This window comes from Chitinophaga sp. 01L420, assembly GCF_056399985.1.
Map to the genome: position 1 here is coordinate 1 of NZ_JBFTSK010000069.1, position 14506 is coordinate 14506.

Here is a 14506-nt window from a genome sequence, read left to right on the forward strand (position 1 = left end):
GGTAATAGTGGTAATAGTAATTACAATGCCGCAACGCCTGCCAGCAATACCTTCCAGGTTGCTCCGGCTACGCTGACAGTAAAAGCCGATAACGCACAACGTGCATACGGCATCAATAATCCGACATTTACTTATAGTGTTACTGGTTTTGTGAACAGCGAAAACACCAGTGTAATAACAGGTAATCCCATACTCAGCAGCGTTGCTGACAACAGCAGTGTACCAGGCAGTTATCCGATCACCGTGGCCACAACAGGCATCACGGCGGCTAATTATATCTTCACCACTGCCAACGGCATCTTAACAGTTGGTAAGGCAGCACAAACCATCAGCTCCCCGGCTATCTCCGGTAAAACGTACGGTGATGCACCTGTTACACTGAACGCCAGCAGCGATGCCAATTTAACTGTAGCATACGCAGTTACTTCCGGTCCGGCCACTATCACCGGTAATACCCTTACCATCACTGGTGTTGGCAGTATAACAGTAACGGCTACACAGGCAGGCAATGGTAACTATACCGCTGCCACACCTGTTAGCAATACTTTCCAGGTAGCTCCGGCTATCCTGACGGTAAAAGCGGATGATGTGTCGAAAGCATATGGCGACAATAATCCAACGTTTACTTCCACCATCACTGGTTTTGTGAACAGTGAAAATACCAGTGTAATAACAGGTAATCCGGTACTTAGCAGCAGCGCCGATAACAGTAGCATCCCGGGTACTTATCCGATCACAGTGGCGACAACAGCTATGAGTGCGGCTAATTATACCTTCACCACTACCAATGGCACCTTAACAGTAGGAAAGGCTGCTCAAACCATCAGCTTCCCGGCCATCTCCGGTAAAACCTATGGTGATGCACCSGTTACACTGAACRCCAGCAGCGATGCCGGTTTACCGGTAACGTATATCGTTACTTCCGGTCCGGCTACCATCACTGGTAATACACTTACCATTACTGGAATTGGCAGTGTAACGGTAACGGCTACACAAACMGGTARTAGTAATTACAATGCCGCAACGCCTGCCAGCAATACCTTCCAGGTTGCTCCGGCTACGCTGACAGTAAAAGCCGATAACGCACAACGTGCATACGGTACCAATAATCCAACATTTACTTATAGTGTTACTGGTTTTGTGAATAACGAAAATGCTGGCCTGATAACAGGAAATCCGATACTCAGCAGCATCGCTGATAACAGTAGTGTACCAGGCAGTTATCCGATCACCGTGGCCACAACAGCCATCACGGCGGCCAATTATATCTTCACCACTGCCAACGGTATCTTAACAGTTGGTAAGGCAGCACAAACCATCAGCTTCCCGGCTATCTCCGGTAAAACATACGGTGATGCACCTGTTACACTGAACGCCAGCAGTGATGCCGGTTTATTAATAGGGTATACCGTTACTTCAGGTCCGGCTACTATCATCGGTACTACCCTCACCATCACCGGTGCAGGTAGTATAAGGGTAACGGCTACACAGGCAGGAAATAGTAACTATACCGCTGCTGCACCTGCCAGCATTACCTTCCAGGTAGCACCAGCAGTCCTGACAGTAAAGATTGATGATAAACAAATAGTATCCGGTGGCATCATTCCAACGTTTACTTACGCCATCTCAGGCTATGTCAACAACGACAACAGCAACGTAGTAAGGGGAGCCATCTCATTTACCACTACTGCTCCCAACAATACGCAGACAGGCACCTATCCGATCCAAGTATTATCCACAACATTGACAGCGGATAATTACACCTTTACCACGATCAACGGAATCTTAACAATCGGTCAGCAGGCACAAACCATCAGCTTCCCGGCCATTTCCGGCAAAACATATGGCGATGCGACCTTTGCCCTCAACGCCAGCAGCAACAGCGGCCTGGTCATTACATATAGTGTAGTAAACGGACCAGCGACTATCAATGGTAACATAGTGACTATTACCGGTACCGGTAGTGTAACCATTACAGCGGATCAGTCAGGAAATGCCAACTATAAACCGGCTACATCGGCCACGCAAACATTCATGGTAAGCAAAGCGATGCTGACAGTAAAAGCAGACAATGCACAACGGCTGTACGGCGCCAGCAATCCGGCATTTACCTATAATATCACTGGTTTTGTGAACAACGAAAACGGTAGCGTAGTCAATGGATTGCCAACGCTCAACAGCATCGCAGACAACAACAGTGCTCCGGGTACTTATCCGATTACCGTGGTGGCAACAACCATGACTGCAGCTAATTACACCTTTACTACTACTGATGGTACCTTAACAATAGGAAAGGCTTCACAAGCGATCAGCTTCCCGGCCATCACCGGTAAAACATACGGTGATGCATCATTCATGCTCAACGCCAGCAGTAACGCCGGTTTACCGGTAACGTATACCGTTACCTCCGGTCCGGCTACCATTACCGGCAACACCCTCACCATTACTGGTGCAGGCAGTGTAACCGTAACAGCTTCACAAACTGGTAATGGCAACTATACTGCCGCTACACCTGTCAGCAACACCTTCCAGGTAGCAGCTGCTACCCTGACGGTGAAAGCGGATGATATGCAACGCATATATGGCACCAATAATCCAGCGTTTACTTTCACCATCACTGGTTTTGTGAACAACGAAAGTGCCAGCGTAGTAACAGGTGTTCCCACACTAAGCAGTATCGCTGATAACAACAGCATGCCTGGTGCTTATCCGATCACGGTGGCAACAACAGCCTTACATGCGGCTAATTACATCTTCACCACTACCAACGGTACTTTAATAGTAGGACTGGCCACACAAACGATCAGCTTCCCTGCTATCACCAATAAAACATATGGCGATGCGGCCTTTATTGCGGGCGCCAGCAGCAACAGCAACCTGGCAGTGATTTACAGCGTAATAAGCGGACCAGCTACCATCAATGGCAATACCATTACTATCACCGGTGCTGGCAACATAACAATCGCTGCCAACCAACCAGGTAACAGCAGCTATGCACCTGCCGCACAGGTAACGCAGACATTCACTGTAAACAAAGCCACTCTGACGATGAAGGCCAGCAATGATACCCGCACCTATTCCGGCACCGTTTACACAGGTGGTAACGGTGTAGCCTATACGGGATTTGCTAACGGAGACGATGCCACGAAGTTAAGCGGTAGTATCACATATGCCGGTAGCGCACAGGGCGCCATCAATGCAGGCATTTACGTTATAACACCAGCAGGTGTCAGCAGCAATAACTACAACATTATTTATACTGATGGTCAGCTGACCATTGCTAAGGCCACACAACAAATTACGTTCACGGCACCGGGTGATAAAAACCAGGGTGATCCAGACTTTATGCTGTTGGCTACTGCCAGCTCCGGATTGCCGGTAACCCTTACCAGCGACAACTCCACAGCCATCTCTATCATTGGTAGTACTGCGAAGGTAGGAACAGCGGGCATCGCGCATATCAGTGCTTCACAGGCTGGTGACAACAACTACGAACCCGCGCAAAACACTACACAAACAGTAGTAGTAAACGCCTGGCCAACACCGGTTATCACTGCGCAGGGCAGCACTACTTTCTGCGATGGTAATACGGTGATCTTACAATCCAGTACCGCACCGGCATATGAATGGTATCGCAACAATGTTCTGATATCAGCTACAGGCAGCCAAACACTGACTGTAAAAGAAAGTGGTAGCTATATGGTAAAAGCTCGCTATGACAACAACGTGCTTGTGAGCTCCGTTGTAGTAAACATAACAGTACATCCATTGCCTGCAGGAAGTGTACGGGCACAGGGCAATACTACTATCAGTAAAGGAGAAACCATTACCCTCCTGGCTTCCGGCGGCAATAGCTACTTATGGGATCCGGCAGCCGGATTAAATGATCCGCCTACTGCAACGCCGGCAGCCCGTCCTGAGGTAACAACTACCTACCATGTTACTATTACCAACAATAATGGCTGTAGTGTTACAGAAGAAATTACCATCACCGTAAAAGAAGATTATAAACTGGAGGCGACTAATATCCTGACGCCTAACGGAGATGGTAAAAACGATCTGTGGGTTGTAAAGAACATTGATATGTACCCTCAGAATGAAGTGAAAATATTTGACCGCGCAGGACGCATGGTATTCCACCAACGTGGTTATACCAACAACTGGAACGGTACTGTAAACGGTCAGCGACTGGCAGAAGGTACTTACTACTACATCATTGACCTGGGCAATAATAAACCACAATTCAAAGGATTTATCACCCTTATCAATTCAAATTACTAAGTAACGATCATGAAAAAATATATCAGATATATCACACTGCTGGGAGCTTTCGCTCTCAGCAGTCAATATGCCGGGGCACAAACTATCGGCAATCCTACCATGATGTATGAGCCACTCGCGGCACAATACTTTCTGGACCAATATATGGCCAATGCGGCCATGGCTGGTATCGACACCGGTTTGCATGTATACCTGGCGTATCAGCGTCAATGGTCAGACATACCCGGAGCTCCGGAAGCAAAAGCCTTTACAGCTGATTATATGTTAGGCAAACGTGTAGGTATAGGGATGAATATATTTAACGATAAAGCCGGGCTGCTCAACAACACCAAGGTAGCGTTCACTTACGCCTATCATCTGCCGCTGAGTTTGAGTGGTGTTAGTGTTCTGCACTTCGGTTTATCCGCCGCATTTATCAACAGACGACTGGATACCAAAAAAATCAACGGAGATATCACCGATAATTATATCAACGCTTTCAACAGACGCGATAATTATTTTGAAGGAGATTTCGGAATGGCATTTACCCGCAAAGGGCTTACGCTACAAGGATCTGTACCTAACCTGGTGAGCTTTGTTAAAAATAAATCAACGGATGAAAGCATTGATCGCGCGTTGTTCTTTGCTGCAGCCGGATATAAATTTGAAACTGGTGAAGAACTTACTTCTATTGAGCCTAAAATATGCTTGCGTGGTGTGAAGGGATATGATAATATAATAGATGCAGGTGCCAACGTCAATTTTGTGAACAATCAGCTGAATGCTTTTGCAATGTATCATTCCTCCAAAAGTTTCAGTGCAGGGGTTGGGGCGAATTATAAATCCATCGCCGGCTTTCAGTTGATATACAATTCCCAGACCTCCGGCTTAAGTACTTATGCCAACGGCACTTTTGAAGTGAACCTGGTGGTGAACCTGTTCAGATAATACTATCCGTTTGAGCTGCCCAAAATACTTAATTGAGCTCCTCAGCAAAAAAGCTAAAGCCGTTATGAGCCAGATAAAAAAGTGATCCTCCTGCCGGTATGATAATTGAGGTCCGGCATATATGCCGTCCTCCGTGGTTGCACATATGATTTATAACGCCGAAACACATACCCTGCGAATCATCTTCGTATCGGGCATGATATACGACTATAAAGATGTGCCGGAGGCCGTTTACCTGGCGATGAAGTCGTCAGGATCAAAAGGTATCTATCTTAATAAATATATAAAAGAGCATTATTCCTTTGAAAAAATAAAGTAGGAACTACTTAATTTTCGTAGCCAACGATGTTGATAATAGTGCGGTGGCCACTGCGTTCAAAAAGCACTACATCATAGATCTTATTGGTGATGGCAGTATCCTTATCAATAATGGTGAGCGCTTTTACATCTTTTTTGGAACTGTCTATTGTAAACAACTGGTTGGAAATACATTCGCTGTATTTTGTATCAAATCCATTACCCATAAACGTTTTTGCCAGCCACGCCGCTTTATTCAGCAGGTACCCGTTATTATCAAAAGCAGCGGAATCTGTGGTAAAAATGGCTGACCAGGAAAATTCATAACAGCCCCCAATATGCAGTTGCAGGCTATCGTGCTCATTCAGTTTTACCAACGCTGCCTTGTCCTGGTCATTCCAGGTAAATTGGATATTTTTCTGGTAGGCGAATAATTTTTCGGAGGTGAACTTGTAAGCGCTGGTATCAAATACGCAGTCATCTCCCACTTTGGATACCGGGGTAGCCGCTTTCACGGTGTCTGCTACTTTTTCGGGTGTATCATTTTTTTTATTATTCTGTGAGATACAACCATACAGCAAGGCCAACGGCAATAAGCACTTCAGGAACAGCGTTTTCATATATACAGAAAGGTTACTTCTTCTAAAGATACTATTTTCATCATGCTGCGCCTAACATGGCTTGCTTCCTGATTTCACTCATCCCCTTCTGATAAAAACGTTTCATCATTTTATTCAGGTGACTGCTATCTGTAAATCCCAGATCGTAGGCTATTTCTTTGAAGGGAGTATCTGTGTACAGTGCCTTTGCTTCTGCCAGTTTCAGCTTGGAGCGGAGTACAAATTCCTGGTAAGTTTCGTTGGCATTGCGTTTAAAGTATTCACTGAAATAGTTGGCGGATATGCCGAAACGCTGACAGAGGTATTGTGGCGCAATCTTATCTTCATCCAGCAGGTGATATTGAATATGCAGTAACAGGTCGGCAAAACGGTTGCCTTCGAAGCCCTGCTCACCTGGCAATACGGTGGCTACATTGCGGGCAATCTGTTCCAGTACGGCCACCATGAGTCCCTGCATGATACGGCGGGAATGCCCGTCCTGCCGTTGTTGTTCATACATCAGCATTTCCAGTAAGCGTACCAGGTGTTGTTTGTCCTTTTCGTTACTAATGAGTTCGCCCGCCTGCCGGTTGTAGTTACCGATGATAAAGTTGAGGCGACAAAACCATTTTCCGAAGTCAATTACACAATCCTGTTCCCCGGAAAAGAAGCTGGCATTGAATTGTATAAACAGGAAGGTGGTAGTTTCCGCAATCTGGTAGGTATGACAATCAGAAGCGGGCAGCAGGAAAATGCTGCCCTTTTTATAGGACGCGTGCGTATGTTCTACCTGCTGTCCGCCGGCGCCTTCCAGGATATATACCAGCTCAAAAAAGTTGTTTCTGCGATTGCGTTTCTCCCAGTAGTCCAGCGTGGTTACGGTAATACTGAATGGGTCATGTACCTTTTCCATACCGTAAATCTACATAATAAACGTGGGCTGAGAAAGCCTCATCCCATTCTGTTACTGCTGATTCCTTTTTACGTACCCGTTTAACCGTCTGCCGCGGCCTAGCTTTGTACACACAAAAAGCAGCAATTATGAAAGCAATTGTCTTAGAAAGACTGGATAAAAACGCCTCTCTGGAATTATCAGAAACAGCACTTCCTGTGATAGGCCCCGGGGAAGTATTAATTCAAACAAAAGCCATTGGCATTAACCCGGTAGACTATAAAACGCTGGAAGACTTCACCACCCCGGAAGGGTTGCGTGCCAGCTGGGCCCCTGCGTTGGAAGGCATCTCGCCGCTGATACTCGGATCCGATATTGCCGGCGTAGTTACCGCCGTGGGCAGCGAGGTCACCAAATTCAAGGTAGGTGATGCCGTGTTCGGCATGATAAAGATGCCGGGACACGGACGCGTATACGCAGAATATGTAGCCGCACCTGCTATCCATCTCGCTAAAAAACCTGACAACATCACCTTTAACGAAGCGGCTGCTGCTACACTGGCAGCGATTACTGCGTGGCAAAATGTAAACACCCATTACATTGTAAAAAAAGGAGATCGGGTACTGGTAACGGCACCGGCTGGCGGCGTAGGACATTATGCCATACAAATGGCCAAAGAAAAAGGCGCTTATGTGATAGGACTTACCAACGCTGCCAATGCAGACTGGGTACGGAGTATTGGGGCAGATGAAATCATTGATTACAATGACTTTAATTTCGAACTAGCTGATAGCCTGCAACTTAGCCTGGTGTTAGATTCTGGCGGAAGATACCCGGCTTCCCTGTACGAAAAACACTTCGCTCCCGGAGCCGCACTTTTCCATCTTCCTCATCCCTTAAAACCAACTGATATGGCCTACTATCAATCTAAAGGATTTGACGTACGCTACACCGGTGTATTTTCTGAAGAAAAGGCCATAGATGCTATTGCCTTATTGCTGGAATCAGGTAAAGTGAAATCATATATAGACAGCGTATTTCCTTTCCATGAGATGAAAGCAGCGCTAACAGCCATGAAACAAGGAACAACCAAAGGAAAGATAGTAGTTGAAGTAAGCTTTTAGCAGTTAGCTTTTAGTAAATGCAGCGGAGATTAACATATAATGATCTCCGCTGCATTTACTAAAAGCTAACTGCTAAAAGCTTACTTCAACAATTCTTCCAGCTTCTTATCCAGTGCTTCCCCACGAAGGTTCTTCGCTACTATTTTCCCATTGGGGTCCAGCAGGAAATTTTGTGGTACTGCTCTTACACCGTATAATTTTGCCACTTCGTTTTCCCAGTATTTCAGGTCAGATACGTGCGTCCAGGTGAGCTGATCGGTATGAATCGCTTTTAACCAGGCTTCCTGTCCGTTTGGCTGATCCAGGGAAACGCCGAGGATAGTAAACTGTTTGTCTTTATACTTATTAAAGGCGGCTACCACATGCGGATTTTCTGCACGACAAGGACCACACCAGCTTGCCCAGAAATCCACCAGCACATATTTACCGCGGAAATCGGACAGGCTCACAGGCTTACCCAGTGTATCATTTTGAGTAAACGCTGGTGCAACAGCGCCGATGGCTGTTTGTTTCCAGCCATGGATGATCCCTGCAAATTCTTTACCTTTTTTACTGTCTTTTACCGCAGGAGATAAAGTGTTGTACGCAGTTTCTATTTCATCCACATTATCCGGAGCAAATCCCGCAAAACTTTGGATCGCATCCAGGCTTACAGGAGATTTAGGGTTTTCTTTTATGAATGCCTTGTAAATCTCCTTTTCTACAGCACGCAGTGCTTTATTTTTTTCATCGAAAGATTTTCTGAACGCCTCCGACTTGCGCGTTTCTTCGCTGGCGGTAAAGAAGTCGCTTGTCAGTTGCTCTCTTTGTCCGCTGGTGCTTTTTAATTTTGATTGTAAGCGCTGCTGGTCATCGTTCACGCGGGAACCTTTTACCACCGCGTTATACACGGAATCTGCGGCACTTAATGTAATGGTGCCTTTCTCCAGGTATACTACCAACAGATCCATTTTATAAGACATCATATTGGTAGGTGCAGTGTGGCGTAACAGCAGTGTAGCTTTTACCGGATCACTTACTTTGCCTTTGAATTCAAACACGCCCTGTTGCAGGGCAGCAGAATCCCTGACTACTTCCCCGTCGGCACGGTAAGTAAGAAACAGTTTGGCAGGTGCATCCAGCGTACCTATTTTGCCTTTCAGTACAAAAGCACCTTCCTGAGCAAATAGTGTGGCAGGCAATAAAGCCAGCATAGTGATTAAAATGTGTTTCATATGGACTTGTTTTTGATTTAAAAGGGTCTTCCATCCAATGGTATATTCCACTGTGGATTAAATTTAAGGATCACGTTGGAAATAGTAAGAATAAAATCTTTAGAATCGATGATTCCCTCGTGAGATTCAGTACCGATCTTGTGTGTTATTCTTGTCTTGCTCCACGGTTTACCTGTTTCGAGGCAGAGTCTTTTCAGATCCAGGAACCGTTTGAACGATCCCAATGGCAGTTCCCGCCTTCTTTCGTCCAGCACCTGCTGTATTACTTCAGTTTGTGAACCAACACCCAACGCAGGTGTACCGGTTTTATAACGGTAACGGCGCAACGTATTGAGGTCTGCTATGGCAGCAGATAACTGGTTGGTACGGGCATATCCTTCTGCACGCAGGAGCAGCAGTTCCGGATAGGTAAATCCTGCCGTCATATTTGATTTGGATCCACGATAGTACTGTATCCGGTTACCATCATCATAGACTACGTTGTTGTAAGTTGTTTTATAACCGGGTGCAGTTAAAAAGAAATATTTAAATCTCAGGTCATTGGCCTGGTCATACAATGCTATCACTTCATCCGAAGGATAGGAAGAAGTAGATCTGCCTGCGCCGCCATCAATATTTCTATACAATAAATTCTCCCGGCTGTTAGCAGCTGTCAGGAAATTATCGGGAGCTTTGATAGTGCTGTTTACAAGATTAGTTGGGTCCGTCCACGAAAAGCTGTTGTAGTCATAAATCAATTTATCGGTTCCTCCTGCATTAGCAGCAGTCCAGGCGAGGTTGGCATAATACACCACGCTGTCGTACTTCTGGGTAAACAGGTGGAAGTAGGCCAGCAAGGCCTGTGCAGCCACTTTATTGGGGCGTGACGGCCAGTTAGTGACATCCGGCAAATCAGGTAAAGCTGTTTGTATATCGTTCGATACTTTGGCAAAAGCCTGCTCTTGTGTGGAGAGATCCGGCAACGCAGCTCCTACATCGGAACTGGTTACATAAGGAATGGTTTTAGTATCGTTAGCCGTACCAGGCTTATACACCGGGCCATACACCAGCGTAGTGATAAAGTAAGACCACGCCCTGTCTACCAGCGCCTGTGCCACCACTCTCTTTGCATACAACTGATTTTCTGAACTGAGACTAGGAATAGCGTGTACGCCATCTATCACATTATTGAAGTAGGCCATAGAGCGGTAAGTACCCCAGTCCCAGAAATAGTCCGAGGTAGATGGATTTTTATATGGCTGTCTGAATACATAGGCCCAATAGCGGTCTATGTTAGGATGGTTATTGGCTTTGTAGTTGATGTTACCGATGCCATCGGACAAAGACAGGTTATCTGTTAAGTAGCCGAGATTACAACCACCGTTGTTATCCAAAAACGCCCATTGGGCAATGTTTGCATTGTCCAGCAGGTGATCAAAGTCCGCCACTTCCGTGGGGATGAGTTTTCCTTTAGGCTTTACATCCAGGAATTTGCTGCAGGAAGCCAGGCTCCCCGAAATGATGGTTAATAGAATAAGTATATACTGTTTCATGATCGCCATAATTAAATGTTAAAGACTGAATGATAACCCGACATAAAACTCGGGGCGCAATGGCAGAGAGCTGAATCCCTGTTCGGTGAATGCACCGGTGCCGCCGCTGAGGTTCAGCTCAGATGTTTCCGGATCACGATGATCGCTGTTGGCCGTAATCATAAACAGGTTCCGGGTTTGCATGTATATTCTTGCATTACTGAAGCCGATGTGTTTCAAAAGCTGCGGGTTGATATCATAAGTTAAGGTGACATCCCGCAGTTTCATGTAACTGGCGCTTTCTATCAGGATATCTGAGTAAGGGAAATAAAACATATCCATGTTCCAGTCACTGAGTTTAGGATAGATAGTTTTGGCTTCATCGCCCGGTTGTTTCCATCTTTCAGATACATGTTTATTCAGGATATTAGATCCGCTGAAAGCATCTCTCCTTAACACATTTCCTAATTTGGCAAGGAACATAAAGGACAGGTCAAAGTTTTTCACCCGGAAGGAGTTGGTCATGCTGATAGCATACTTGGGACGCAGTGTACCKCTGTATATCAGGTCTCCTACTGACACATTTCCGCCACCGCTTTTTTCGTCTTTAGCCGTATAAAACTGCGATACCCCGTTATTGTCTAATCCTGCATAACGATAGCTATACAAGGCATCCAGTGGGTCGCCTGCTTTTTTGATAGCACCGTTGGTGATAGAAGAAGCGTACTGGTAAGTAACATTATAAGTGAGTACCTTATTGTTGTTATAACTGAAGTTGAAGAAGGTATTCCATACCAGGTTCTTTTTACGGATCACATCTGCATCTACCGATATTTCATACCCCTGGTTTCTTACTGCTCCGATGTTTTTGGTGAGAGAGCTAAAGCCGCGGGTAGGATCAATCGCGTCTGCTGCCAGCAGGTCACTGCTGTTACGCAGGTAGTAGTCTGCCGTTACATTAACGCGTCTGTTCAGCAAAGAAATGTCTACACCAAAGTTGGTGCTTTTTGTTTTTTCCCAGCGCAGGGAATTATTAGGGGGAGAAGTAATACCATAAGAAATATCTCCTGTATAATTAGAATAACTACCCGGTGTAATAATCAGGAAAGGTCCTGAGTTCAGTGAAATATTTCCGTTGATACCGTAGGATGCACGCAGATCGAGCCGGTCTATCCCATGTACATGAAAGAACTTTTCTTCCGCGAGTTTATAGGTACCTCCGGCAGACCATAAAGGTTTGTAACGATAGCGGGGATCTGTACCAAAGAAATTGGTTTGATCCAGGCGGATACTACCACTGAGAATAAAGCGGTTGTCGTATTCATAAGAGCCGTTTGCATACCAGGAAACAAAGCGGTTATCCTGATAAGCATAGCTGCCTATGCTGGCAGAGGGGCTGCTGGTGCCCAATTTATCTGCATTATAGTTACCTGCATTATAATCGGCATAGTTAAAGGTAGAAAACGTACCTGCCTGATCGTTATAGCCAAAGCGGGTAGGCAGGTTATTATTGTCGGCAGTGTTCCGGCTGATTTCATTTCCGGCGATAGCAGAAATGCGGTGACGGGAAGCGATAACTTTGTAATAGTTCAGCTRCGTACGGAACATATAGCTCTGGTTAAAATTGCGGCTTTCATTTACTACGGCGCCATCCGGAATATAATGTTTGGATGGGTTGGCGATGGAGGTATTATCATCGTACCACAGTCTTACGCGGTAAGCATTTTTATCGTACAGACTTCTGCCCAGATAATCGCCGCGGCTCCAGGATCCGCCGGCTTCCGCGCTCAGTCCGTCCAGGATTTTTATGTTAACGCTACCACCGAGTCTTAGCTGCAACGTTTTGMCGGTAACGGTTTCAAGTCCCAGGTCTTCCATCGGATTATAGTAAAGCGGTTTGGTGCCGGCAATAGCAGCATAGCGGTCACGTTTTTTACCATTTTTATAATCCATGGTTTGTGGCGCGCCGGTGGCCGGATCTACGATCAGGTCATATGGTTGCAGCAGGGAGGTGTTGGTATACGCGAGCATATCCTGCCAGCCTCTTGCCGGTGCGGTGGACGTGGCGTAGTTCACGTTAGAGAACAGGCGTATCATCACACGCTTGCCGGGGCGCCAGTCGTTCTTCATATCAAAGATCAGGCGGTTATCTGAATTGCGTACCGTGTTGTTCTGATTGGCAATATATTTCACGGCTGCATTCAGCATACTTTTTTCGCTGCCACCAGACAAAGAGATATTGTGTTGCTGGGTGAACTGATTCCTGAAATAATATTTCTGTATTTGCCCCTGTCCATCGTTTTTCTTCAGGGCTTCCAGCTGTGCATCCGCATCTTTTTCGTTTAGCCATCCCTGTGATTTTGCAATCAGGAGATAGTTTACCCTGGAGGTAAAGCCGTAGTTGTTATAGTCGGTCAGGTTGCCATTAGGATCCTGGTTGTAGAGCTCTATTTCCGCATCCACAAAGTCGGCCGAAGATGCCCTGTTCAGGTACTTCAGGTCTGGCTTCAGTGTGATGCCCGTAGAGCCTTTGTATTCCACCAGCAAGGCACCTTTTCTGCCCTGACGGGTGGTCACTACGATTACACCATTGGAAGAGCGGGCGCCATAAATAGAAGCAGCCACCGCATCTTTCAGTACAGTAATCGATTCGATGTTATCGATGTTGAGTGATTCCAGTCCGGCAGATGTAGGATAGCCATCTACCACCAGGAGTGGTGCGCTGGCAGCAGTGCCCAGCATGGTAGATACGCCCCGGATTTCCAGGTTACCTTCCTTGGTGAGTACAACCCCGGTAGCTTGTCCTTCCAGGGCTGATTTAAGGTCCGGCTTTAATTTGCTGCGGAGCCGATAAGGATCGATGACTGCAAAAGAGCCGGTGGCTCTTTCCCTGGAAATCATCTGGTAACCGGTATTGACTACATCGATGCCACTTAATTTGTTATTGGAGGCTTTCAGTTGTAAACTGATGACTCCATTTTTACCTACTACCAGTTCCTGTTTTTCGAAACCGATATAGGTAAAAGACAATACGGCATTTTCATCTTTTACTACTACCGTGTACTCTCCGTTGTTATTGGTTTGCGTGCCTTTGCTGGTGCCTTTCACCACCACAGAAACGCCGGCCAGCGGGATACCGTTTTCGTCCGTGATACGGCCGGTAATGACAATCTGTTGCGGCGACGCAGGTAGTTCCGGTACACGGGGGATGATTTTAGTAACGGTGATGGTTTTGTCATCAATCGCATACTCCAGACCCTGCCCCATCAGGGAAACATGTAATAATTCCTGGATAGTCGCATTTTTCACTTCTACGGTGACGGGTCGGGTGCTTTCCAGGGCATCATAGTTATAAAACACGATGTACCCGGTTTGCCGGTTGATGTTAGTGAACACCGTTGACAGCGGTGTATTTCTGACGGACATGGTCACCCTTTGTGCCATGCCCCTGGCGCTGATTTGCAGTACGCCAGCCATTAGTAATAAAGCAGATAACCTCATGATCCTCCAAATTTTGGTTGGCTGATTGTTTTTTTTCATTGTACCGGTATATGCCGGTATGTAAGATCTGCATTGGTGGTGATGCGTTTCTGAAGTGTTGATGCAGGGATGATTTGGCGCATAAGCGTCCCCCTCTCTGTTTTGGAACAAAGCAGTTAAA

The 14506-nt window shown here is 46.2% G+C and carries 9 protein-coding genes; 4 read left to right on the top strand and 5 right to left on the bottom strand.

Annotation, left to right across the window (positions count from 1 at the left end; all coding sequences use genetic code 11):
- From AC1DP6_RS34435 to AC1DP6_RS34445, 3 genes are all read left to right on the top strand, one after another.
- Positions 1-4281, top strand: a 4281-nt coding sequence (locus tag AC1DP6_RS34435) for an MBG domain-containing protein (RefSeq protein WP_477058938.1), incomplete at its 5' end; no start/stop codon positions are given.
- Between the two features lie 9 nt (positions 4282-4290).
- Positions 4291-5208 (top strand): PorP/SprF family type IX secretion system membrane protein, encoded by a 918-nt coding sequence (locus AC1DP6_RS34440; RefSeq protein ID WP_477058939.1) that lies wholly within the window; start codon positions 4291-4293, stop codon positions 5206-5208.
- Positions 5209-5329: 121 nt separating this feature from the next.
- On the top strand, positions 5330-5527 hold the full coding sequence (locus tag AC1DP6_RS34445) for a KTSC domain-containing protein (RefSeq protein ID WP_477058940.1): 198 nt from the start codon (positions 5330-5332) through the stop codon (positions 5525-5527).
- A gap of 7 nt (positions 5528-5534) precedes the next feature.
- On the opposite strand, the gene AC1DP6_RS34450 is transcribed toward AC1DP6_RS34445, so the two are convergent.
- Both AC1DP6_RS34450 and AC1DP6_RS34455 read right to left on the bottom strand, forming a co-directional pair.
- A complete protein-coding gene (locus tag AC1DP6_RS34450; protein ID WP_477058941.1) occupies positions 5535-6125 on the bottom strand; it encodes a hypothetical protein in 591 nt (196 codons plus the stop codon).
- Between the two features lie 40 nt (positions 6126-6165).
- Entirely contained in the window at positions 6166-7017 is an 852-nt protein-coding gene (locus tag AC1DP6_RS34455; protein WP_477058942.1) for an AraC family transcriptional regulator, read from the bottom strand.
- Between the two features lie 128 nt (positions 7018-7145).
- Here AC1DP6_RS34455 and AC1DP6_RS34460 point away from each other — a divergent pair, with 128 nt between their 5' ends.
- The gene (locus AC1DP6_RS34460; protein WP_477058943.1) at positions 7146-8120 is read left to right on the top strand and encodes an NADP-dependent oxidoreductase; all 975 of its coding nucleotides are present in this window, start codon (positions 7146-7148) and stop codon (positions 8118-8120) included.
- Between the two features lie 80 nt (positions 8121-8200).
- Here the strand turns inward: AC1DP6_RS34460 and AC1DP6_RS34465 are convergent, their stop codons facing one another.
- Genes AC1DP6_RS34465 through AC1DP6_RS34475 form a run of 3 tightly spaced genes read right to left on the bottom strand, consistent with a single transcriptional unit; the run spans position 8201 to position 14346 of the window.
- Entirely contained in the window at positions 8201-9334 is a 1134-nt protein-coding gene (locus AC1DP6_RS34465; protein ID WP_477058944.1) for a redoxin domain-containing protein, read from the bottom strand.
- Between the two features lie 17 nt (positions 9335-9351).
- Complete coding sequence (locus AC1DP6_RS34470) at positions 9352-10866, bottom strand: RagB/SusD family nutrient uptake outer membrane protein (RefSeq protein WP_477058945.1); 1515 nt, start codon at positions 10864-10866, stop codon at positions 9352-9354.
- An 18-nt stretch (positions 10867-10884) separates the two neighbouring features.
- Positions 10885-14346: a SusC/RagA family TonB-linked outer membrane protein gene (locus tag AC1DP6_RS34475; protein WP_477058946.1), complete on the bottom strand. Its 3462-nt coding sequence runs from the start codon at positions 14344-14346 to the stop codon at positions 10885-10887.
- Between the last annotated feature and the right edge of the window lie 160 nt (positions 14347-14506).